Here is a 22270-nt window from a genome sequence, read left to right on the forward strand (position 1 = left end):
TCAATCGGAATGCGTGATTGGGCCCATATCGGTCAATGATTAGGGCCGTTGGTATTACACTCGCCTTTGCTGGGGACAACGGATTAATCGACATGGAGTTACAGGGCGTCACGGATGGCGGAACCACTGAGACCAACTTTCTATCAGTAAGATCTCTCGACGAGCAGGTGTCACTGGGCATATCGAGCGGCTCTACGTGACTTTTCGTGCCTGTTTCACCGGGGTGGAATGTCTGGCATATCTGGAGGAAAGACGAACGCCGTAAAATAGGCCCTCCGATTTTGAATCGTGGTGTGTGACGTGGCCTTGCGTGATGATCGTTGAGAAGTGTTCGCTGAAGGCAACGGGGTCGCGCTCTTGTTCCAGATGATGAACCATTCGCAAGAACATCAACGGGCGGCGGAGGGGCCGTGAAGCACGCCATAAAGGGGCCTTGGAGCAATCGCCAGGCGCTAGGTAAGATCAATGGGCCTGAGGCACTCAAGCGATCCATACGTGTCCGTTCTGGCCGCGAGCTCCCGTGACGCTTGACGTGATGCGCTGCTTTATATTCAGCGGGGATTGAGCACGAAACCCACGGTGGGCAACCTATACCGAGGTCTAGGTTAGCCTCTCAAATTCTATATGGCCCCATGATCCTTTATCATCTTGCACAGTCGGTGCTCACCCCGTACCTTTCACGCAGCGGGTGGGAGGCTACTATAAGATCGGAGGGCTCCCCTCGCTTTCGGTGGTTCGACGCATTTTTTCGCGGCGGACGCGAGTGCAGTTTAGTCAACGTGCGACGAATATGCGTTGATGATTGCCGCACGAACACGGTCAATTCGTATCCGGCAGATCGCCATGAGGGGGGACCATGGGCGTGGCAAATTCGCAAACCTTAGATAGCCCTCTAACGGTTCTGGTCGACGACGACGCGGAAGTTCGCGATTCCCTGCAAGAGTTACTGAGTTCAGTTGGGATCGACTCGATATCGTTTTCCTCGGCCCAGGAAGTGCTTAACGCGAAGCTACCCGACCGTCCTGGCTGTTTCGTTCTCGACGTGCGAATGCCGGGTCTGAGCGGCATGGATCTTCAGCAGCTCCTTGCAACCAAAGACATACTGACGCCGATCATATTCTTGACGGGGCATGGTGACATTGCCATGAGCGTTGAAGCGATGAAGGCGGGCGCACTGGATTTCCTGACTAAGCCGGTGCGCGACCAGACGTTCCTAGATGCTGTGTCTACAGCCATCGAGGCTGACACCGCTCGAAGAGAGGCCTCTGCCGTAACCCGAAAGAACACCGCCCAGTATCAGACACTTACGCCCCGCGAGCGGGAGGTTCTGAAGTTTGTGGTCTCCGGTGCGATGAACAAGCAGATCGCGTACGAGCTTGGTATCAGCGAAATCACTGTGAAGCTTCATCGCAGCAATATGATGAAAAAGATGAACGCGCGGTCCCTGTCTGATCTGTTCAACGTCTGCCAGTCGCTTCCAGCCGATATCCGGTGCCAGTTGAAGATGGCCTCCGCTGGGGGGATGATGACCGCACGATCAGGGACCGGAGCGCAGTTGACTCACTAGACGGGACCGCGACGGCGGGCCGAACGCCGGTCTCGAGAGGTCTCGAATGGAACTGACGTCATCGCATCAGCGCCGCGTCGTGGCTGCGGCGATAGGAGCGGCGAGCGTCTTGCTTGCATGGTTCGCCCACGAGCCATCAGTCCTGCTTGTCGCTGTCACTGCCGTGTGCATCTGTGTCGGCTGGAAGGCGGGATTGGCGGCGGTTGCGGCGGCCAGCCTGCTTTCAGCGTTCATCCTGTGGTCGCCGGCATACGCGGCAGAAAACAGTCCTGTTAAGCTCGCGGCGTTTGTTGCTGGAGCGCTTGGATTGTGGCTGGTGGTCAAAATATTCAGAACGATCAGCTTCTACGACCGGCTATATCAAGGTGCTGGGCCCAGTATCACTGACATTCCGGGCCTCGGTTGGTCCGCCTATCCAGACGGGCGCCTTCGGTTCCTCAATTCCGCAGCTCTGCAGTACGTTGGTGTCACGACCGAAGAGATGCGCGAGATCACGGATGCCGACGATTTTTCCTGGTGGCGGAGATTTGTTCATCCCGACGATGTCGAGACGAGCATGGTGCAATTGCGGCACAGCCTAGAGACGGGCGAGCCGATGATCGCAGAGCGGCGTTTGCGCCGGTTCGATGGAACCTATCGGTGGTTTCGCGATATGGGTGTTGCCGTGCGCGATGAGCGGGGGCGAATTGTCGGCTGGTATGGCCATACCGAGGATATCGACGACCGGCGCAAGGCGGAAGCCGCGCTTCGCCAAAGCGAGAGGGAGCTCAGGCTGCTGGTCGATACGGTTCCCACTATGATCTGGCTGATGACGCCCGCGGGATTGCCGTACTATTTCAACAAGCGGTTCGTCGACTGGGCCGGCATCGACTCGGCCAGGGAGGAACCGCGAGGAACCCGGCAATTCGCCTCGCATGTGGAGTTGTTCCATCCCGATGACCGGACGGCCGTCAAGGCCGTGTTCCAGAAGTCCTTTGCCCGTGGAGAGTCACTCCAGCACAAAGGGCGGCTGTGCCGGAAGGATGGCGAATATCGCTGGATCGATTCGCGTTTCGAACCCCTACGCGACGAAGATGGCACTATTCTTCGCTGGTACGGCGTCAACTTTGACATCGATGACGAGGTCCGCGCCCGGGAATCCTTGCGTTTGACCGACGAGCGGCTCGCGCGCGCCTTGCGCCTTGCCAGCCTGTCCGAACTGTCGGTGTCCATTGCGCACGAACTCAACCAGCCGCTGCAGGCGGTGGTGGCCAACGCTGGCGCGTTCCAGAGATGGCTGAACGCCGATCCACCAAACTTCAATCACGCGATCCGGGTCGCCCAAAAAATCATCAGAAACGCCGATGCGGCCGCGCAGGTGATCAGCCGCATCAGGGCGCTGTTCAGCAAGACCGAAGGTGAATCGCGCGCAATCGATCTGAACGCGGTGATCCACGAAGTGTGCGATCTCCTGGGTGACAGGCTCGCCTCGAGCAGCGTCAAGCTGGACCTTCACCTCGATCCAAGCCTTCCCGCTACGGCTGCCGATCACGTCCAGATGGAGCAGGTCGTCCTCAACCTCATGCGCAATGGCATAGAAGCGATGCAGGACGTCAGCATTAACGTGCGATGCCTGAGGATCGTGTCGCGACATCAAAATGACGGTACAGTCGAGGTGGAAGTGCGAGATCACGGCCGCGGGCTTAGGAATCCGGAACGGATTTTCGAGGCGTTCTACACAACCAAGCCGGATGGAATGGGAATGGGCCTGGCAATCTGCCGCTCGATTATCGAAGCGCACAGCGGACGGCTTTGGGCGGAAAATCTCGATACAGGGGGGGCAGCGATAACCTTCAGTCTGCCTATCCGCGCTGCCGCCCAGACCAGCACGCACACTACCGGGACAGTAAGCGCCTGAGTGGCCCTTTCAGAGATTGATCCGTGGATCGGCCATCGACTGTCCGATCTCGATGAGCGTGTTGACAAGGATGTACAAGATTCCGAAGACGATAGCCACGCCCAACACCGCCGGGAGATCGGCGTTCGCAAATGCCTGGACCGTGTAGAGACCCAGACCAGGCCACCCGAAAATGCGCTCGACCACAAGTAAGTTGCCGAAGAGAAGCCGGACTTGCAGGCCGAGCATGGACAGCGGGGCTGTAGCGGCATTGCGTAGGCCATGGCGCAACAGCACCTTTGTCTCGCTGAGACCCTTGCCGCGCGCTGTCCGAATATATGCTTGGCTCATAACCTCGTGAAGCGCACCATTCAGGCTTCGCCCAACTGCGATGCCGATGGGCAAAGCCAGTGCAAGCGCCGGCAAGATCATATGAAGCAGCGCATCGCCGCTGACTTCGGGCCGGCCGACGAGTATTCCATCGATGACGTTGAGTCCCGTAGGACCTGTAAAGTCACGAAAGGTAAGCCGACCCGCGCCGGGAAACCACTCGAGTCGGAACCAAAAAAAGTAGGCTAGAAGCAAAGCCGACAGAAAGATCGGCACGGAACCAACCCCCACCATAGTGAGCCTTATGCCGCCCGATCCCGGAATCAGGAACTGAAGCGCCGCCATGACGCCGGCGAGCGCCACTCCCAAAGCGATCGACGCCAGTCCGAGTTCAAGCGTAGCGGGAAGAAACTGCCGGATGTCGTCAGTCACCGGCTGCCTGGTCCTCACCGACGTCCCCAAGTCCCCATGCGCGAGGCGCAACAGGAACCGCCCGTACTGCACGACAACCGGGTCGTTCAGTCCGAGCTGCACGCGCATCGCCCTGACGGTTTCGGGCGGAGCGTTCGGCCCGGCAATGGCCCGCGCTGGATCGGCGGGAATAATGCTCTGGAGACCGAAAACGATAAAGCTCATCACCAGGAGAACCGCGACCGCGCCGACGATGCTTTTGGTGACATATGCCAACATCTACGCCCCCCTCAGCGCGGCGCGAATGCCGTCGCCCGCAAGGTTGGCAAGGAGGCAGAGGAAAAAGATAATCGCGGCCGGCAAGATCGGCAGCCACCAATGGACGGTGAGACTATCGAGGGTGCGTGACGTCATCGCTCCGAGCTCAGGCGCCGGTGCAGGCAGTCCAAGGCCAAGGAAAGACATCAGCGACATCGTCATGATGACGTTGGCGACATCCAATGAGGCGCCGATGAGCAAGGCGGGAACCACTCCCGGCAACAAGTAGCGCCACAGCAGGCGCGGGCCGCGGACTCCGGCGATACGCGCCGCCTCGACATGAGGACGGGCCTTGAGGCGACGAATTTCATCACGAGAAATGCGTGCGTACCAAGGCCACCAGAAAATGGCGAGCGCGATCATCGTGTTAACCAGGCCAGGGCCGAGTGAAGCCACGACGGCGAGCGCGATGAGCGTTGCTGGAAGGACTATGAATAAGTCGACGATCCGCATCATAACCAGATCGACCTTGTCGCCCATCAGGCCCGAAATCAGTCCGACCAGTGAGCCCAAAGTGAGACTGAAACCGATAACGGCAAGCCCTGGCAGCCATGTATATTGAACGCCGAGGATGGCGCGCGAGAACAGGTCGCGGCCGATCTCGTCGGTACCGAACCAATGTCCGGCTGAAGGCGGCAGGTAGGCCCCGGCGACACGCAATTGTGGGTCGAACGGCGTGATCCAGGGCGCCAGTACGGCCACAACGGTGACGACAGGCACGCCGACGATGCCGATGCTTTCAAGCCGACCGGCACGCCGAAAGAAATCGCGCCAGTTGAATCGGGGCCGAGCAGGCAGCGTGTCCGGGCTTGGCCGGCCGGTCATCGTCCGCCTGCCGCCTGCAGGCTTGGCATCGCTGCGATAAGAGACCGCGTATAGGCGGACTGCGGTGCGGCAATGATGGCATCCGGATCGGCAATCTCGACCAACGCACCGTCCTTAAGCACCGCGATGCGGTCGGCGATGATCCGGGCGGCCGCCAAATCGTGGGTTACGAACAGCATCGCCATGTCGAGCCGCCGCCGCAGGTCGTTAAGAAGGTTCAAGGTGGTGGCCGCCAGCGAGACGTCCATGGCGCTGATCGGCTCATCGCAGAGCAGAAGCCTTGGGGGGACGATTACCGCGCGAGCCAAAACGGCGCGCTGGCATTGCCCGACCGACATCTCGCCCGGCAGCGCGTCCATCAGCACCGGATCAAGTCCGACCAGCTTCATTGCCTCTCCGACGCGACGGCGGCCGTAGTCTGAGTCCAGCGACACGGCACGCAGACGTTCGCCGATCTGCTCGCCGATTGTGAGCCACGGCGTCAGCGCCGCCACGGGGTCTTGAAACACGATTTGCGGAGGAAGCTTGTCGAAGCGTGAAACAGCGCCGCTGTCGGGTACCGCGAGCCCGGCAGCAATCCTCAGGAGGGTAGACTTGCCAGCACCACTCTCGCCCACCAGGCCCACGCACTCGCCAAGCTTGATTGAGAGGTTGACCGACCTGAGAACGGGCTGTGGTTGCCGCCGTCCCCAAAACGTTCGGTGACCAGTCGGATATGTTTTTCCGACGTTGGATAGCCTCAAGGCAGCGGTTTCCTGGATTGCCTGGACTGGCCATGGTTGCGCATCGACGCGGTGCGCTGAGACAAATGGGGTTTGTTCGTGGTGAAGACAGGCGACTGTGCCGCCGTGGACGGCAGCGGGTTTCAGTGGTGGACGGATCGTCGTGCAATCTGCCTGGGCGATCGGGCAACGTGTCGCGTATGCGCAGGCGCTCCCGAAATTTATGAATTGCGTGCGCTCAGAGGGGAGAGTGGGAAGCGGGCGCCGTCGATCAGAGTCCAGATCGAACCGAGCGGCGAGCAGGCCGGCGGAATAGGGGTGCGTGGGATTGCGGGCCACGTCCTGCATGCGGCCTATTTCAACAATACGTCCGGCGTAGAGAACCAGGACGCGCTCGGCCAGAGAGGCCGCCACACTCAGATCGTGCGTAACGAACAGAATTGCCATCTGTTGTTCGCGGGCGAAACCGCGCAAAAGATCGAGGATCTGCGCTTGCGTGGTGACGTCGAGCGCAGTGGTCGGTTCATCGGCGATGAGAAGCTTCGGTCTCGCCATCATCGCCATAGCAATAAGCACTCGTTGACGCTGGCCCCCCGATAAGCGATGCGGAAGCGCATCGGCGACGCGGCCCGGGTCCGGCAGACCAGTCCGGCTGAGCCAGTCTTCGATCGTTCCCTCGCGCTCCCCATTGGATTCTCGCATCTGACGGCGGATCCGCATCGTAGGGTTGAGCGCGCCCATCGGATCTTGCGAGATGGTGCGGACAAGGTGCCGGCGGGCCGACTGCCAGGTGCGCCTTCCCGTGCCGACAAGCTCAATGCCCGCTAGCCGTATGGAGCCTGCAACCTGTGGCAGGTATTCGCGCGGCAGGAGCCCTTGAAGCGCCAGCCCGATGCTTGTCTTACCGGAACCGCTTTCCCCGACCAGCGCGATGATTTCGCCCGGAAGCATGTCGAAACTGATGCCATCGAGGACGCGGAAAGGACGACCTTCGCGGCTGAGAATGACTGAGAGGTCCTTGACGGCGAGGACGGGCTCGGCCATGGGTTCCGACATTGGACGCGAAAGCTTGACCATCTGCGTTACGAGCCTTACCCGCTTCCGGTATGAACCGGATGCTGGAATTCAGGGTCCCCAGCGAACGGTGGCGAAGTCGATGTTACCGGGTGGGTTCACGGGACGGAGTCCAAGGTTCTTCAGACCCTTGACGTGGACAACCACATCGTCGACATCGACAAGCGGGATGACGATGCCGGCATCGAAATACATCTGCCCCGCTCTCTCGTAGAGAGCGTCGCGTTTTTTGACGTCGGTCAATTGTCCGGCCTCCTCGACGATGGCATCGGCTTCCGGCAGCGCCCGGCCAAAAAAGTTGAGGGAACCGTCTTTTGTGAAGAATACCTTGGCCTGGTTCTCTGGATGAGCGGCGTCCGGGCCTGCGATCGTGAGCAGTAAATCGGGCGGGTTTGGGTCGTGCTTCAAGTTGTAAGCAGCGCCGGACGGGAGCACGTAGGCCGTTGCCTTTACGCCGATCAACGCCAGTTGCGCAATCATCAGGTCGGCGATGCGGCCGTAGCTTGGGGCCGCGCTATGGAGGCCAATGACCAAATTGACCACGCCATGTTTGGCGATCGTGGCTTTCGCTGCCTCGAAGTCAGTCGGGAACCGGATCGGATTGATTGGGTCGAGCATCACGTTCGGATAAACCGATCTCGCCAGGCTTGCGAACTCGCCAAAGGCGTCCTTGACCCACAGCGCCGGGTTGATCGCCGCTAAGATCGCCTTGCGGACGTCCGCGTCGTCAAGCGGCGAGTTCGGCTTTACGAAGAGATCGTAGGGTATCATGCTCGGGACGGCGGTAATCTCTAGACCTGCCGGCAGGCTGGTGAGTTGTGCGAACGGATAGTTGATCGGCACGGCATCGATCGCACCTGCTTGCAATTGAAGTATCTGCTGGCTGATATCGGGCACGATCGAAATGAAGATTTGCCGGAAGAATGGTTTGTCGCCCCAATAGTCTTCGTTGCGTTCAAGGACATAGCGCTGACCGCGTTTGAATTCAGCCAATTTGAATGGACCTGTGCCGACCGCATGCTCATTGAGCCAAGTCGTCGCGAAGTCGCCGTTGTCATGCCGCGCGAGCGCTACCGGACTGATGATCTTAGGCCCCCACGGGCTGGAAAGGGCGTCGAGGAGGGAAGGTTGAGGATGGCCCAAAGTGAGCACGACCGTCGAATCGTCGGGCGCCCTCATGTCCTTCACGTTGGCCAGGAAGTAACTCAGGATCAGTCCACGATCGCGGCGGCGTCCGAACGACTCTATGACCGCCCCCGCATTGAATGCCGTGCCATCATGGAACTTGACACCGTTGATCAGGTGGAAGGTGTAAGTTAGCCCATTGTCAGAGATCTCCCAGCTCTGGGCGAGCAGTCCAACGATCCTGGTTGAACCCGGCTCGTATTGGACAAGACCCTCGTAGACGTTGTTGATTGCGCTCACCGCGCCGGTCTCAAACCCGTTGTCCGGATCGAACGTGCCAATATCGGCCACATAAGGTATGCGGAGAACATCTTGCGCGTGGACGGCCGCAGACGAACCGTGCAAACTGACCGCAAGCATCAGTGTGCTTAGGCAGAAGCTGCGCCTGGTGAATTGCTTGGTCGGGCAAGCATACGTCTGCACTAAACTTCCCCGTCCGCCTGATCTCAAATCAAAACCTGCACGATGGCTAACCGCCTTCAACCCTATTGGCCAATAAGGCACCTGAGGCGTTTGTCCACCCCCGCGTCGCCTGACCGCTATGAGCGATTTTGTATCTCTGATTGGCATTGGCGGCTTTCCAGGCGGAGTTCCGCGTAATGGTACCTCCGCTGGTGGATCTCGGTCTATTTAGCCGTAGGCAGGGGGTAACCTATGCCTGGGGCATAGACCGCGGGTGCATTGCCAACGGGCCGCCCGCTGGCAACGGATCGAGCAGCTTCCACGCTGACGCAAGGGTCGATCACGGCGAGACGTAACGCCGTCAAAGCATGCAGTTTATGGAAAGCATTTGCAGCACCATCGTCTCGTGTCGGAGGACATCGAGCCGGGAGTGTTCCTCAATTTGTGTGGTCGTTCTCCGGCTGTTAGCAACGATGCCGGTATGGGATGGCATGTAAACGAGATAAATGGTCTCCCAGGCGTCCGTCATATTAACTATACTTGGCGACTCCAATACTGCCCACGAGAAGCAGCGGCCCTATACCTTGGCGCAGGTCAAATGATACCGCACGATAGTCGACAGTGGCCGTAGCTGGCACTAGCATCTCGATCGCTGGAACGCTTCCGGCAGACGCCGCAACGTCACAGATTTCCTACTCGCGGCAGCATCGACCACTGCAGTGATTTCTGCTGGTGCCTCCCGGTCCAGCATGCGGTCACTGTGCCGACGTACTCGCGCCCATTCGGGAACGCATTCAATGAACGAGACCAATGCATATCAATCTATGATCGATCGGCGGACGCTTCTTGCTGGTGGAGCCACGCTAGCGGCCGCAATTGCGCTGCTTCCGCCCGATCTCGCACAAGCGGTCACCACTACTCCCTCATCTCCCTTACAAAATCGGACAGCAATCATGGACTATGTCACAACCAATGACGGCGTTGAGATCTTCTACAAGGATTGGGGACCAAAGAGCGCCCCGCCGATCATGTTTCATCATGGCTGGCCACTATCGGCGGACGACTGGGACACCCAAATGTTGTTCTTCCTCGCGCACGGCTACCGCGTCATCGCCCACGATCGGCGCGGACATGGCCGCTCGTCGCAAGTTAGTGACGGTCACGACATGAATCACTACGCCGCAGACGCGGCAGCGGTTGTCGAGCACCTCGACCTGAGGAATATAGTCCATATCGGCCACTCCACCGGCGGCGGCGAGGCGGCGCATTATGTCGCCCGGCACGGTCAACCGCAGGGCCGCACCGCCAAGCTCGTCATCGTCGGCGCAGTACCACCAGTCATGGTGAAATCGGAGAAGAATCCGGGCGGCCTGCCAATTGAGGTGTTTGACGAGCTACGTAAGATGCTTGCCGGCAACCGTTCGCAGTTCTACGTCGACTTCCCAACCGGTCCATTCTACAGCTTCAACCGCCCTGGCAAGATGCCAATCCTGTCGGTGATCCAAAACTGGTGGCGACAGGGCATGATGGGCAGTGCAAAGGCCCACTATGACGGCATCAAGGCTTTCTCCGAAACTGATTTTACAGAGGATCTGAAGATCATCAGCGTGCCAAGCTATGTGGTTCACGGCGACGACGATCAGATTGTGCCAATCGCTGACTCCGCACCGCTCTCGGCGAAGCTTCTCAAGAATAGCACGTTGAAAATCTATCCTGGCTTTCCACACGGCATGCTCACTACCCATGCCGACGTGGTGAACCCGGATCTCCTTGCTTTCATCAAGGGCTGACGTGCTCTGGCGGCCGACCCCGATCTCCAGGGAAGCGACAACGGTAAGATGTCCTTGATTATTATCAGAAATCCCAAAGATATCCGAGTTAGGAGAACATGAGAAATTGTGGCGCGGTATGGGGGCGTCGGTCGTCTGGTCTTGCGCATGATTGTCGTTCGCCATACCCCCATACCGTTGCCGGAAAGTTGAGCGCAGATCGCCTTCGAGCGGCCATGCGGTACGAAGGGCTCATCGGAAGATTAAATCGACGGGCACCAGAGGTTCGCGACCCGGAAGGGGTGAACTGCAGCTCGCGCTAACCGAGATCGTCAGCCGTCGGCGCCGACAAAACAGCACCGGCTCCCCGGTGAGAAAATGAAATCATTACCCTACGTAATGGAGTGTCACATGACCAAGCGCCTGAATTTCCTGTCCCGCAACAACGGCGGCATCGAGGGTCTCATCGCCATCGAGAGCTGGCTTGCCAGCAGCTTCGACCCGAAGCTGCTCGAACTCGTCAAGTTACGAGTGTCGCAAATTAACGGCTGCGCGCATTGCCTACACATGCACCGGCAAGACGCCATCAAGCTGGGCGAGACCGACGACCGGCTGTTGTTGCTCGACGCTTGGCGCGAGTCTGCCCTCTATACGGAACGGGAACGGGCCGCTCTTGCCTGGGCGGAAGCCCTCACCCGAATCTCAGAAACCCATGCGCCTGACGCTGTCTACGAGGAAGCCCAGAAGGCCTTCTCGGAAGACGAACTCGTCGCGCTATCGATCGGTGTCGCTACGATCAACGCCTGGAACAGGCTGGCGATCGGCTTTCGCCTGCAGCATCCCGCGGATCGCATGCGCGCCGCCGCTTAAAACCTGCGACGAAATGGACCGGCGAAATAGGTCCGAATGCGTTGAGCAGAAAGTTCGAGATGAACCGATCCACCAACGGATGCTGGCGGGTGTCTAGGTACATGACACCCCTCTCGTATAGCAGGTTCTCGAACGTGCGTGGAGAGAACACAAGGCCTATCTGTTCAATCACGTCGTATGCTTTTGGTTGTTTGCGGCACGGCTCGGCAGCTCCGCAACATGGACCATGACGGGGTGACGACACGAAAGTGATCATTGCTGTTGCCAGCAGCGCCGAGGACTACCTCATGGATTGCCTTCGAAGCAGCATGGCCGCAGGAAGCCAAGCGCCGATAGCCCCGGCTCCGTCGCAGGACACTTCGATCGATCCAAGACCCAGGCCGTGGTGGCGTTTCTGGGGCTGGTAGCCGCCCACAAATCTAGGTCGGACACACCCATCGCAATGCCGCTGGCGGCGGCTGCATCGAGGTCGCACCAAATTAAGGATCGAAGTGCCAGATTGCACCATCCATGGCAGGGAGGTGACCCATGAGCAAAGATTTGATCCTGCTGGATGGTCTCGGCATTGCGCACAACGAGCGCATTCCGTCTGGAACGATTGCCATCATCCTGAGGGATGGTGGCGTGAGCGTCGTCCCCGCTGAAAAATTGCGAGATACAATCAAAGAGATTGGCAGCGATAAGGTTGAAGGTTTGACGTTGTCGCCTTCCGATTTCGAGAAGCTGCAAGTGGTTATCGATCGTCGAGCTGCGGATGGACCTACCAAAGACAACGCGGATCGCTCAGACTCCTAGTGGTGAAAACCTGTCGCTTGGTACCCTGTGCGACCTACCCAAGCGGGAGGTGCTGCGTCGATCGGCCCGCCGTCGAAATGGGCAAGTAGGGGTCGGAACAAGATTTGTTCCCCCAGACACGCTAAGCGAATTGCTCAAGTGTTTCAGTCGGTTAAAGGGAGAAACCGTTTGGGGCCAATTGGTCGCGTCGAGAGGTTTAGACACTGCTCGGACGCGCCAGTAGAGTATCTTTTGCCCTTTTTGGTGTTCTGCCTGCGAGCTCCGATCGTCCGGTCTGCATTCGTTCCTGCCTATCGTGCCTTTGGGAGCAGTTCTTGTCGTTGCCCCAACTAGCGGCGGTCAGAGTGGGCGTTTGGGGAGGTACGATGCCCAAAGCGCAACACCGCTCGCGACGATCATCATTCCTCCGGCCACGAGGAAGGTCAGCCGCATCCCGGTCGCCACCGCCGCAGGCGCCGCATGGGCGAAGTCCTCCGTCCCGACGCCGAAGGCGAAGACGGCGCCCATCGCAGACGCGCCGGCGATCAAGCCGATATTGCGGGACAAGGTGAGCAGACCGGAAACCGTGCCGCGACGGTCCTTGGATACGTCCGCCAGCGTGGCGGTGTTGTTTGCGGCCTGAAAGAGCTGGTAGCCCGGCGTCAGAACGATGATGGAGAGTACATAACCGACAACGCCGATCATGTTCGGCAGGAGCGCCAGCAGAAAGGCGCCGGCGGCGAGAAGCGCGAGGCCGATGGCGAGCACGCGACCGCTGCCCCATGCATCGACGAGCCGCCCCGAAGGAACGCCGCTGAAGATCGAAATCACCGGGCCGATCGCCATGATGAAGCCCAGCAGCGCTTCCTTCAGGCCGAGACCAAGACCGAGATAGAAGGGGCCGACCACCAGCGTCGTCATCATAACGGCGGCGACAAGCAGATTGACGACGAGATTGGGCGCGACGCTCTTGCTCAGCACCGACCACAGGCTCAGTGCAGACGTCTTTCCGCTACGGGGATCGGCGGGAAGCATCGCGAATGCGAGAATGAAGGTGACGGCCGCCAGCGGAACCTGCACCCAGAAGATACCGCGCCATCCCATCGCCGGAATCAGCAGCCCGCCGAGCGATGGCCCGAGCGCCGTTCCCAGCGCCGACACCGTGCCAAGCAAACCCATGGCCCGTCCCACGCGTGGCGTGCTCGCCGTCTGGCGCATCAGCGCCATGGAGAGCGTCATCAGGAAGGCCGCACCGATGCCCTGGAGCGCTCGCGCGCCGATCAGTAGCCACAGGTTCGGTGCCGCGGCGCAGAGCAGCGAAGCCCCCAGGAACAACCCCAGCCCCACCATCAGCATGGGCTTCAGTCCATGGCTGTCACCGAGCCGGCCTGCGATCACGACCGATATCGTCAGCGCCGCGAGGTATGCGACGACGACGGCCTGTACCTGGGAAAATGGTGCTGCAAATGCCTCGGCCAGCGCCGGCAGCGCGATATTGGCGATGCTGGTCCCGAGCGATGCCAGCCCGGTCGACAGTGCCAGCGTCACCGCGACCCCCGATTGCCCTCTATCCGATACGATTGACTCTACGTGGTCCATCTCTGCGGCCTCTTGTCTGAATGTCCATTCGAGAGCAGGCTGCCACTTCAAGTCGGCTTGAGGTCAAGTATGAAGTTTCTGGATATCGGAGAGGTCTCGGCAAAGAGCGGGGTCAAACCTTCGGCACTGCGCTATTACGAGGAGGCCGGGCTGATTTCCTCTGTTTCGCGGCATGGGTTGCGCAGACAATTTCCGCCGGAGGTGCTTATGCAGCTCAAGCTGATTTCGATGGGCAAAACGGCGGGGTTCACCCTTGAGGAGATCGCCGGCATGTTCGGCACGAACGGCATGCCGGATCTGCCGCGCGCCGTGCTGCATCAGAAGGCCGACGAGATCGATCGGCAAGTCCATGAATTGGCGGCTCTACGCGACACGCTCCGTCACGTCGCCGACTGCCCAGCGCCGTCGCATATGGAATGTCCCACCTTCAGACGTCTCGTCGAAGTCGCTGGTAAGCGTGGCAGGGTGATCGCGAAGACAGAAAGATCGAAGAAGCCCCGACACCGGTGAGAGATAATTTCCGGTGGTAGAGGTCACGGTTCCATCCACTGCGGTGCGAAGCATCGATCCTCGCAGGCTGATCGCCATACGTTCTTAAAAGTCGGACAGATTCACTACTTTCGTGTCGTAACGCCAACTTCGCGCCCATGCCATCACGACCTGGCGGGAGATCGCCTCGTCGATCGACGACTGAAATTCAGATCAAAGCCCTCATCAGACCCTATACTCAATTAAGGCGACGCCACCGCCGTCTGTGCCGAACAGCACATGTCACCTGCTAAATATCCGACTATGGTAGCGGGAACCGAACATGGCGGGAGGTTGCGTCCTATGTGGTGGTCTTTGACATTTGGCCCTGCTGTGCTTTCCATGCGCCAAACCATTCCGTCTCTTGTCGCCGCCTGCCTGCTCGCGACGTTCGTCTCCCCGGCGGCCATGGCGCAACGCAACGCCAATGCGGACATCTGTGCGGCCACAGACGAAAGTCCGGTCACGCCGGAGCAGCGCATCGGCGCGTGCAACGCTCTGATCAAGGCCGCGAAGAACGCGCCAAAAGACCTCGCGGCCGCGTTGATCAATCGCGGTTCGGCCTACTGGACCATCGACCAGATGAAGCGGGCGTACGTCGACTTCGATCGCGCAATCGCGCTCGACCCGAACAACAGCCGCGCTTTTCGCGAACGCGCCAATGCATATCGTTCGGACGGAAAGCTCGACCGTGCGCTCGCGGACGCCATGGAAGCCGTGCAGCTCGATCCAAAGGACGCAACGGCCTACGACGTCAGAGGCAACGTGCTCAACGACAAGGGCGAATACGATCGCGCCATCGAGGACTACAACCAGGCACTGCAGCTCGATCCGCAATTCAGCATAGCGCTCCGCGATCGCGGCGCCGCCTTCTATTTCAAGAAGGACTACGAGCGCGCGGTCAAGGATTACGACGAAGCGATCAGGATCGATCCACGCAGCAGCCGCGCCTATTCCAACCGCGCAGCGGCTTATGAGAAACTCGGCAAGATCGACGAGGCGATCGCGGACGACAGCGAGGCGATCAAGCTCGATTCCACTGTGCCCGAATATTTCGACAATCGTGGCCTGTCCTATGCGAAGAACGGCGAGTACGACCGCGCGATCATCGATTTCACCCAAGCGATCCGCATTGCGCCCCAAGCGAAATTCCTAACCAATCGCGGCAATGCGTGGCAGTCCAAGGGCGATCTTGATCGCGCGATCGCCGACTACAACAGGGCGATCAGGATCGATCCGACCGCCGCGGACGCCTGGAACGACCGCGGCGCCGCCTGGCGCGGCAAGGGCGACGTCGACCGCGCCATGGCGGATTACCGGGAAGCGTTGCGCATCAATCCGAAATTCGACACGGCGGCGGAAAATCTGGAAGCGCTTCGCCTGCTCCGCACCAAAAACGCGAAATAAAAGGACAGCACCGGCATGATGGTTGGGAACGTCATAGTCGGCCTTGTGCCGGCCATTCACGCTGATTCACAGGTTGAGCTTGCAAGGGATCGCGGCGAGCGGAATGTGATTGTCTGTGCAGCGTTAGAGGCCTTCATGAAGCTTCCTAAACTCAGCCTTTTTTGCAGCCTTGCCCTGTTGGCTGGCTTGGCGCCGGCTCGCGCCGCTCAAGACAACCTGCCAGCTCTGTTCGGCTCGCGCATCACGGCGGCGCCGCACTTTGCCGCGCCGATCGCGACAGGCGATTTCGCCGGCGACAGCCTGCCCGACCGGGTCTATTTCGTCAAGATTGCTCCCGCCTCGCCCACGGCGACGCTGGCCCCCGACGTCATCGTGAATGACAAGACCTTCGGCACCGCGCCGCTCGGCAAATGGGGCGAAGATCTGGCGCTGGCCATCGTGCAGGGCAATGGCAAGGTGAAGACGCTGCTGACGGGCTATGAGGGTGAAGACACCAACGATTTCTTCAGCGATCCGATGTGGCACGAGGCCAAGCCGCCGGTCCACCTAGCCAAGCGGGGTTCCAAGATCTTCGTAACGTTCCGGCGCCAGAACAAGGCGATTCGCAATGACGTGCTGGTTATCGAAACCGAAGCCGGCATCGACACCGCGCTCTATTGGACTGGCAAGGGCTATGCATGGTTCCAGCCGGATGAGGAACCGTGATCGCCCGCGCCTCCATGGGCGGTTCTTCTGTGCGAGGTGTTGAGCGATGGCAGGCATTGTCACGGGAACTTTGACGGTGTGAGCCGTGATGCGGTAGGGGAGGGGCATGCAGCCGATTTCCTAGGCCCTTCACCAGTTCCCGCCCGAGATCATCCGGCATGCCGTGTGGCTCTATCTGCGGTTCACCTTGAGCTACCGCGATGTCGAGGAATTGCTGGCCGAACGCGGCCTCGACGTCTCTGTCGGGAGGCTCCTTATTATGAGACAGGGTGTTCAATAAAATCATTGGCTTGCACGATCATCGGTGTCGTCAGACTAACCCCGAGTTGTCTCCGCCGGGTGCACAAAGGCCAATCCAGACCTCGGTTTAGGCCGCGACGGTCCGCCACTCGGCCAGGGCGGCCGAGCGTCTCCGCTTGTATATTTCCCGGCTGACGAGGTGGCGCTCCGAATTAAAGTGGTTGTGGATCTGACTGTGGACGGCGACGAATTTCTGAAGCGTCTTCGTCCTGCGGAATTTGAGCATCGCCGCTTCTCGTCGTCGAAACGGCTGGTTGGAATTCTCGGCACGATTGTTCTTCCAACGGCCCACTTCCCGGCGTGTGAGCTTGCCTAAATCCCTCATGGCCGCGCCATAGGCGCGCAATCCGTCGGTGACAATGATCTCAGGACGGCCATAGCGCTTCATGACTCGCTTGAGGAATTTCAAGGCGGCGACCTTGTCCCGCGTCTTGCTCACGAAGAACTCCAACACCTCGCCTTCGTGATCGATGGCTCGCCAAAGATAGTGGAGCTCGCCGTTGACCGTCACGAGAACCTCATCGACGTGCCATCGCCAGCGGATGCAATTTCCGGCCCTCGCCCGCCTTTTGCCGATCTCGGCCGCGAATAGCGGGCCAAAGCGGTTCCACCAAAATCTCACTGTCTCATGGCAGATGTCGATGCCACGCTCATGCAGCAGATCCTCCACATTCCTCAATGACAAGAGGTAACGCGCGTACATCATCACAGCGAGGCGGATCACCTCCGGCGACGAATTGAAATAGCGAAACAGATTGGGTTTGGGGCGCGACATCCTCGCTCCCTACCTTACCCCTCCACCTTCGGCAAATTTGCTCTGACAGAGCCCGGCTCCAGGCTTTGTGCTCGAGCGAGGAACTCTCCGCCGGACGCGAACGTCTCTGGCTGCCAGCCGGCCTGACGAATTAGAGCCTCCAAGGCTTCGCGCATCGAAATATCGTCATCCACAACGAACACAATCGGCGTGACGTGCGACATCGGCGGTGGCCTCAAAACATAGTAAGCTGCGTTCTGAAGTATCATCAATATTCCCCTAAATCATTGGGGTGCACCGGCACGGTGCCACAATAATGCGCCACTGTAGCGACGGGCGTCCATGATACTTACGTATCGATGCAGCCATGATGAGCGCTCGTTTAGAGGCAGGGGTGCACCTCGTGATGCTGCAATCAAGGCGGCGACGTCTCACCGCGCTGTTCAGTCAAATCGGAGCAAGGAGCCCACAAATCTTCCAGCGATGGGGCACCGTTGAAAGTCCCTTTTTGAGTGACTTCCCGCCAGTACGTTGTGAAAGTCGAAAGGCTCCCCGTCCTGAGGCACAGATCGCAGCGGCGGCACTGGATAGGCAAGGCGGCCCTGGAGTACGCGATACAAAACATCATCCGGGCTGCATTCGCGATCTGCGAACATGAGGAGTATCGCGGTTGATCGTTAGGAAACGGTGACTTTTGATCCGCCCGTCCAAAAACCGGATATTGCGCCGCTACCGCAGCTTGCTTCAGGGGTATTCCGCCGGCGTGCATTTCGTTATCTGGGTCCCAACAGACATGCCGACTGCCTCCCTCATGAACATTGGCGAGTGAGAGGCGCCACGACAACGCAGTTCCGAAGAGCGAGATCACCTAGTTCGAGGCGGTCCAAAAGTGAGGGCATGCGCGAGGTTCTCGAGCAGTCAGAAACCTGGGCTGCCGTGAACAGTGGCGATTTGAGGAAAGACGTGGGACGGTCGCTTCGCACCGCCCCACCGCCCCTTTCAGGCCTGGCGCAGCGGGCGGAACGCTGCCCGCATCTCAGCGGCGAACAGCTCCGGCTGCTCCCACGCCGCGAAGTGGCCGCCCTTGTCGACCTCGTTGAAGTAGTGCAGCGTTGGATAGGCGCGCTGCGTCCACGTCTTTGGCGCGCGATAGATCTCGCCGGGGAACACGGTGACGGCGACCGGGATCGTGATCTCCGTCGTCTTCTGGGCCGCAGCGCTGAAATTGTTGTTATTATTCTCCCAGTAGAAGCGGCTGGCCGACGCACCGGTATCGGTAAGCCAGTAGAGCGAGATGTCGTCCAGGATCTCGTCCCTCGTGAGCACGCGCTCGGGCTCACCCCCACTGTCCGTCCACTCGGCGATCTTCTCGTACATGAACGCGGCGAGCGACACAGGCGAGTCGCACAGCCCATAGCCAATCGTCTGAGGGCGCGTCACCATCAGCGCGCCGTAGGCCGCGTTGCGGGTGAAGAACCTGCTGAGGGTCTCGAAAGCCACGCGTTCCGACTCAGGCAGATCCGCGGGCGGCGGGTCGCCGGCATTGATAGCCTTGACGTACTCGGCTGGGATGGTGGGCGGCATGTTGACATGGATACCCAGGAGGCCCGTGGGCTTCTGGCGCGCGAGCGCGTCGGAGATCACCGAGCCGTGGTCGCCACCCTGCGAAACATACCGGGTATATCCCAGACGCTTCATGAGCACATCCCAGGCGCGCGCGACGCGGTCCGGCCCCCATCCGAGCTCGCGCGGCTTGGCCGAGAACCCGTAGCCGGGAATCGATGGGATCACGACGTGAAAGGCGTCCTCCGCCTGCCCTCCATGCGCGACCGGGTCGGTCAGCGGGCCGATGGCCTTGACCATCTCGAGGATCGACCCCGGCCAACCATGCGTGATGATGATGGGCAGAGCGTTAGGGTTGCGCGAACGGACATGGATGAAATGGATATCCAAGCCGTCTATCTGCGTGACGAACTGTGGCAGATCGTTCAGCCGCTTCTCGATCTTGCGCCAGTCGTACGACGTGGCCCAGTAGCTGGATATTGCCTGCAGCCGTGCGAGCTGCACGCCCTGCGAGGTGTCGGGCACCGTCTCGCGGTCGGGCCAGCGTGTGGCGGCGAGGCGCTGACGCAGGTCGGCAAGGGCCGAGTCGGGAACGCGAATGCGGAACTCGCGGATGCGCGGGTCGCCAGGCGCGACGCCGCTGGCTGGGCTTGGAACACCGCCCAAGGCTTGAGCCGGCGCCGAGTTAAACAACAGCGGGAGGCCAAGGCCGAGGGTGCCGATCAGCGACGTGGTAATGAAGTCTCGCCGTTTCAGTGCTGAATTGATGATGGACATGATCGTTCTCCTATTTTCTCGTCTCTAAGTCGAGAGAACTGGAGATGGGCTTGCTCCTGTATGGCTCCAATGTCATATAAACGGCGATTTGAGACATCGCGGGGTGGGACCATGCAACGCATCGGTTTCGTCGTCTATCCGGGGTTTCATCTGCTTTCGCTAGCGGCATTGTCAGTCTTCGAGTATGCCAACCTGGCAACGGGGGATCCGGCCTACGAGGTCGAACTACTGTCCGTTGCTGGCGGCGCAGTGCGCAGTTCGATTGGTGTGACCGTTGCAACCACAAAGGTGCACTCGTCGCCCTACGACACGCTGATCATGGCGGGTGGCACCGCGGTTGTGTCGTCTCCGCCCGAACTGATCGAAGAACTGCGCACAGCGCCCGATCGTTGTCGTCGCGTGATGTCCATCTGCACGGGCGCCTTTGTCCTCGCTGAAGCGGGGCTTCTCGACGGCCGGCGCGCCACGACGCACTGGTTCTACACGCGTGAGCTGGCGGCGCGCTTCCCCGACGTGAAGGTTGATGAAGATCGAATCTTCATTGCTGATGGTGCGATATGGACATCGGCGGGTGCTTGTGCCGGGATCGATCTGGTGCTGGCGTTGATTGAGCAGGATCTGGGGGCAACGATCGCTCGGACTGTCGCCAGGAAGCTGGTTGTCTATCATCGGCGTGGGGGAGGGCAGTCGCAATTCTCTGAGCTTCTCGACCTCGCACCTAAAACAGATCGCATCCAGCGCGCGTTGACCCACATGAGGCGTAATCTTCAGATGGAGCTTTCCGTGGCCCAATTGGCGAAGGTTGCAAATCTCAGCCCGCGTCAGTTCAGCCGAGCCTTTCAGGCCGAGACGGGGCAATCGCCCGCGAAGGTCGTCGAACGCCTCCGTGCCGAGGCCGCACGGCTGATGATCGAGCAGAGCCGCCATCCGATCGATGTCATTGCCCGGCAAGCCGGCTTTGCCGATCGAGACCGCATGCGTCGCGCCTTTCTCCGCGCATTCGGACAACCGCCACAAGCCATTCGCCGCAGCCTCCGAGGCGAACCGATCGATATCGCTGTGAGTGCAATCGAACCGTAGCGCAATAGGACTGCGATGAGCTGCCGTTGTCCCCCGATTGCGATGCGCGCGGTGTACACTTTCAGGGAGTTGTGTGTTTGGCCCCGACTGGAACTTTGAAGTCGCCTGGCATAAGCGATCTGCGGTGGCCCGAATGGGCACGCGTAAGGCCGCTTCACTGCTACAAATTGCGTTGTCCTCGTGGCAATATCAGGTCAACGCCACCAATCCCGCAGACTCGACCTGGCCGGGAATAACCTCTTGAGGCCCGCACACAATAACGAGTTGCTGGTTATCCGCGCGCAATGGGGAGGATAAATATGGCAAAAACGACATATCGGGCGTTTCAAACCGTGGGTGATGGCAGGCTCGAGCTCGTGGAGCGGCCGATAGCGCCGCCCGCGCCTGGCATGGTGCGGGTGGCGGTGGAGGCCTGTGGCGTCTGCCACACAGACGTGCTTACGGTGGAGTGAGGCTTTCCCGGCGTGACCTATCCGAGAGTCCCTGGCCACGAGGCAGTCGGTCGTATCAATGCCATGGGTGACCAAGTCACACGGTGGTCCGTCGGCCAGCGCGTCGGCGTCGGCTTTCTCGGCGGCCGCTGTGGCTACTGCGTGTCCTGCCAGCGGGGGGACCACATCAACTGCGCCAACCAAGCCATCACCGGCATGCATCTCGACGGCGGCTATGCCGAGATGATAACCGCGAGCCAGCACGCCCTTGTCGCCATTCCCGACGCGCTGCAAGCAGCCGAGGCAGCGCCACTGCAATGTGCCGGCGTCACAACTTTCAATGCCTTGCGAAAATCGGCGGCCAAGGCGGGCGACCTCGTCGCCATCCAGGGTGTTGGAGGCCTCGGCCACCTGGCCGTGCAATTCGCGCGCCACATGGGACTGCGCACCGCCGCGATCGCCCGTGGCCCCGACAAGAGGGAACTCGCCCTTTCTCTCGGGGCACATTATTACATCGACAGTGCGGCGGAAGATCCAGCAGAGAAGCTACAGGCGCTCGGCGGGGCGAGCGTCATTGTAGCGACGGCCTCAAGCCCAGCGACCTTCGGGCCCTTGCTGCGAGGGCTCGGGCCGAAAGGTCAACTCATCATTGTCGGCGCCGGCGCCGAGCCGATGCAGTTCAATGTCGGCGATCTTCTCTTTGGCGAGCATGTGATCGCAGGCATCAACACCGGCACGCCGATCGAGATCGAAGACACGCTCAACTTCAGCCTGCTGGAGGATGTGCGCGCCACGATCGAAACGGTGCCTTTCGAGCGCGCTCCAGAGGCCTATGCCAGGATGCTCGCTAACAAGGCTCGCTTTCGCATGGTGATCGAGATGACGCGGCATTAGAATCAGCTTGGTGCCTTGTGAGATCAAGGACCGGTACTACACGGCGCAGATTCTCGATGAATGGGGCGAGGTGGTCGTCAACATCAACGAGCGGACGTTTCCATCGAAG

General features: G+C 60.0%; 19 protein-coding genes and 1 pseudogene. 12 read left to right on the forward strand and 8 right to left on the reverse strand.

Features of this window, described 5'->3' with window-relative positions:
- The first annotated feature begins 856 nt into the window (after positions 1-856).
- Positions 857-1567 carry a response regulator transcription factor gene (locus QQL24_RS10980; protein ID WP_284312030.1) on the forward strand — a complete coding sequence of 237 codons (711 nt, stop codon included), beginning with the start codon at positions 857-859 and terminating at the stop codon, positions 1565-1567.
- A 46-nt stretch (positions 1568-1613) separates the two neighbouring features.
- On the forward strand, positions 1614-3464 hold the full coding sequence (locus QQL24_RS10985; protein ID WP_284312031.1) for a PAS domain-containing sensor histidine kinase: 1851 nt from the start codon (positions 1614-1616) through the stop codon (positions 3462-3464).
- Positions 3465-3473: 9 nt separating this feature from the next.
- On the opposite strand, the gene QQL24_RS10990 is transcribed toward QQL24_RS10985, so the two are convergent.
- The 4 genes from QQL24_RS10990 to QQL24_RS11005 all read right to left on the reverse strand — a co-directional run bounded on the left by QQL24_RS10990 (position 3474) and on the right by QQL24_RS11005 (position 8731).
- Entirely contained in the window at positions 3474-4463 is a 990-nt protein-coding gene (locus QQL24_RS10990; protein ID WP_284312032.1) for an ABC transporter permease, read from the reverse strand.
- Positions 4464-5327, reverse strand: coding sequence for an ABC transporter permease (locus QQL24_RS10995; protein ID WP_284312033.1), 864 nt, complete (start codon positions 5325-5327; stop codon positions 4464-4466).
- Positions 5324-7093: an oligopeptide/dipeptide ABC transporter ATP-binding protein gene (locus QQL24_RS11000; RefSeq protein WP_284312034.1), complete on the reverse strand. Its 1770-nt coding sequence runs from the start codon at positions 7091-7093 to the stop codon at positions 5324-5326. The genes QQL24_RS10995 and QQL24_RS11000 overlap by 4 nt, the downstream gene beginning before the upstream one ends.
- 81 nt (positions 7094-7174) lie before the next feature.
- Positions 7175-8731, reverse strand: a complete 1557-nt coding sequence (locus QQL24_RS11005) for an ABC transporter substrate-binding protein (RefSeq protein ID WP_284312036.1) — start codon at positions 8729-8731, stop codon at positions 7175-7177.
- Positions 8732-9663: 932 nt separating this feature from the next.
- On the opposite strand from QQL24_RS11005, the gene QQL24_RS11010 reads away from it, so the two are divergent.
- The 3 genes from QQL24_RS11010 to QQL24_RS11020 all read left to right on the forward strand — a co-directional run bounded on the left by QQL24_RS11010 (position 9664) and on the right by QQL24_RS11020 (position 12144).
- Positions 9664-10500 carry an alpha/beta fold hydrolase gene (locus tag QQL24_RS11010; protein ID WP_284312125.1) on the forward strand — a complete coding sequence of 279 codons (837 nt, stop codon included), beginning with the start codon at positions 9664-9666 and terminating at the stop codon, positions 10498-10500.
- 390 nt (positions 10501-10890) lie between these two features.
- Complete coding sequence (locus QQL24_RS11015) at positions 10891-11349, forward strand: carboxymuconolactone decarboxylase family protein (RefSeq protein ID WP_284312037.1); 459 nt, start codon at positions 10891-10893, stop codon at positions 11347-11349.
- Positions 11350-11877: 528 nt separating this feature from the next.
- Entirely contained in the window at positions 11878-12144 is a 267-nt protein-coding gene (locus QQL24_RS11020; protein WP_284312039.1) for a hypothetical protein, read from the forward strand.
- Positions 12145-12483: 339 nt separating this feature from the next.
- Here QQL24_RS11020 and QQL24_RS11025 read toward each other — a convergent pair whose 3' ends face one another.
- On the reverse strand, positions 12484-13722 hold the full coding sequence (locus QQL24_RS11025) for an MFS transporter (RefSeq protein WP_284312041.1): 1239 nt from the start codon (positions 13720-13722) through the stop codon (positions 12484-12486).
- Positions 13723-13791: 69 nt separating this feature from the next.
- On the opposite strand from QQL24_RS11025, the gene QQL24_RS11030 reads away from it, so the two are divergent.
- The 4 genes and pseudogenes from QQL24_RS11030 to QQL24_RS11045 all read left to right on the forward strand — a co-directional run.
- Positions 13792-14232, forward strand: coding sequence for a helix-turn-helix domain-containing protein (locus tag QQL24_RS11030; protein ID WP_284312042.1), 441 nt, complete (start codon positions 13792-13794; stop codon positions 14230-14232).
- 360 nt (positions 14233-14592) lie between these two features.
- Entirely contained in the window at positions 14593-15657 is a 1065-nt protein-coding gene (locus QQL24_RS11035) for a tetratricopeptide repeat protein (protein WP_284312043.1), read from the forward strand.
- Positions 15658-15792: 135 nt separating this feature from the next.
- Positions 15793-16362 carry a hypothetical protein gene (locus tag QQL24_RS11040; protein WP_284312044.1) on the forward strand — a complete coding sequence of 190 codons (570 nt, stop codon included), beginning with the start codon at positions 15793-15795 and terminating at the stop codon, positions 16360-16362.
- Between the two features lie 148 nt (positions 16363-16510).
- Positions 16511-16603: pseudogene (locus tag QQL24_RS11045) on the forward strand (IS6 family transposase); the annotation flags it as partial.
- Positions 16604-16729: 126 nt separating this feature from the next.
- Here QQL24_RS11045 and QQL24_RS11050 read toward each other — a convergent pair.
- From QQL24_RS11050 to QQL24_RS11060, 3 genes are all read right to left on the reverse strand, one after another.
- Entirely contained in the window at positions 16730-17437 is a 708-nt protein-coding gene (locus tag QQL24_RS11050; protein WP_284312045.1) for an IS6 family transposase, read from the reverse strand.
- 14 nt (positions 17438-17451) lie between these two features.
- Positions 17452-17685: a response regulator transcription factor gene (locus QQL24_RS36590; RefSeq protein ID WP_431310673.1), complete on the reverse strand. Its 234-nt coding sequence runs from the start codon at positions 17683-17685 to the stop codon at positions 17452-17454.
- Between the two features lie 730 nt (positions 17686-18415).
- Complete coding sequence (locus QQL24_RS11060) at positions 18416-19756, reverse strand: epoxide hydrolase family protein (protein ID WP_284312046.1); 1341 nt, start codon at positions 19754-19756, stop codon at positions 18416-18418.
- Between the two features lie 111 nt (positions 19757-19867).
- On the opposite strand from QQL24_RS11060, the gene QQL24_RS11065 reads away from it, so the two are divergent.
- The 3 genes from QQL24_RS11065 (at position 19868) to QQL24_RS11070 (ending at position 22161) form a co-directional block, all read left to right on the forward strand.
- A complete protein-coding gene (locus QQL24_RS11065) occupies positions 19868-20836 on the forward strand; it encodes a GlxA family transcriptional regulator (RefSeq protein WP_284312047.1) in 969 nt (322 codons plus the stop codon).
- A gap of 299 nt (positions 20837-21135) precedes the next feature.
- Complete coding sequence (locus QQL24_RS36430) at positions 21136-21288, forward strand: hypothetical protein (RefSeq protein ID WP_348536444.1); 153 nt, start codon at positions 21136-21138, stop codon at positions 21286-21288.
- Between the two features lie 12 nt (positions 21289-21300).
- Positions 21301-22161: a zinc-binding dehydrogenase gene (locus QQL24_RS11070; protein ID WP_348536445.1), complete on the forward strand. Its 861-nt coding sequence runs from the start codon at positions 21301-21303 to the stop codon at positions 22159-22161.
- Positions 22162-22270: the final 109 nt, after the last annotated feature.

It is taken from the genome of Labrys miyagiensis (assembly GCF_030160835.1).
In the GTDB taxonomy this organism is placed as follows: Bacteria; Pseudomonadota; Alphaproteobacteria; order Rhizobiales; family Labraceae; genus Labrys; species Labrys miyagiensis.

Excerpts from the sequence above, each read along its gene's own strand:
- QQL24_RS11015 (WP_284312037.1), top strand. The coding sequence starts at position 10,891 with ATGACCAAGCGCCTGAATTTCCTGTCCCGCAACAACGGCGGCATCGAG.
- QQL24_RS11000 (WP_284312034.1), bottom strand. The coding sequence starts at position 7,093 with ATGGCCGAGCCCGTCCTCGCCGTCAAGGACCTCTCAGTCATTCTCAGC.
- QQL24_RS11025 (WP_284312041.1), bottom strand. The coding sequence starts at position 13,722 with ATGGACCACGTAGAGTCAATCGTATCGGATAGAGGGCAATCGGGGGTC.
- QQL24_RS36590 (WP_431310673.1), bottom strand. The coding sequence starts at position 17,685 with ATGATACTTCAGAACGCAGCTTACTATGTTTTGAGGCCACCGCCGATG.
- QQL24_RS11035 (WP_284312043.1), top strand. The coding sequence starts at position 14,593 with ATGCGCCAAACCATTCCGTCTCTTGTCGCCGCCTGCCTGCTCGCGACG.
- QQL24_RS11020 (WP_284312039.1), top strand. The coding sequence starts at position 11,878 with ATGAGCAAAGATTTGATCCTGCTGGATGGTCTCGGCATTGCGCACAAC.
- QQL24_RS10980 (WP_284312030.1), top strand. The coding sequence starts at position 857 with ATGGGCGTGGCAAATTCGCAAACCTTAGATAGCCCTCTAACGGTTCTG.
- QQL24_RS11010 (WP_284312125.1), top strand. The coding sequence starts at position 9,664 with ATGGACTATGTCACAACCAATGACGGCGTTGAGATCTTCTACAAGGAT.
- QQL24_RS36430 (WP_348536444.1), top strand. The coding sequence starts at position 21,136 with ATGGCAAAAACGACATATCGGGCGTTTCAAACCGTGGGTGATGGCAGG.
- QQL24_RS11065 (WP_284312047.1), top strand. The coding sequence starts at position 19,868 with ATGCAACGCATCGGTTTCGTCGTCTATCCGGGGTTTCATCTGCTTTCG.
- QQL24_RS11060 (WP_284312046.1), bottom strand. The coding sequence starts at position 19,756 with ATGTCCATCATCAATTCAGCACTGAAACGGCGAGACTTCATTACCACG.
- QQL24_RS11050 (WP_284312045.1), bottom strand. The coding sequence starts at position 17,437 with ATGTCGCGCCCCAAACCCAATCTGTTTCGCTATTTCAATTCGTCGCCG.
- QQL24_RS10985 (WP_284312031.1), top strand. The coding sequence starts at position 1,614 with ATGGAACTGACGTCATCGCATCAGCGCCGCGTCGTGGCTGCGGCGATA.
- QQL24_RS11040 (WP_284312044.1), top strand. The coding sequence starts at position 15,793 with ATGAAGCTTCCTAAACTCAGCCTTTTTTGCAGCCTTGCCCTGTTGGCT.
- QQL24_RS10995 (WP_284312033.1), bottom strand. The coding sequence starts at position 5,327 with ATGACCGGCCGGCCAAGCCCGGACACGCTGCCTGCTCGGCCCCGATTC.
- QQL24_RS11030 (WP_284312042.1), top strand. The coding sequence starts at position 13,792 with ATGAAGTTTCTGGATATCGGAGAGGTCTCGGCAAAGAGCGGGGTCAAA.
- QQL24_RS10990 (WP_284312032.1), bottom strand. The coding sequence starts at position 4,463 with ATGTTGGCATATGTCACCAAAAGCATCGTCGGCGCGGTCGCGGTTCTC.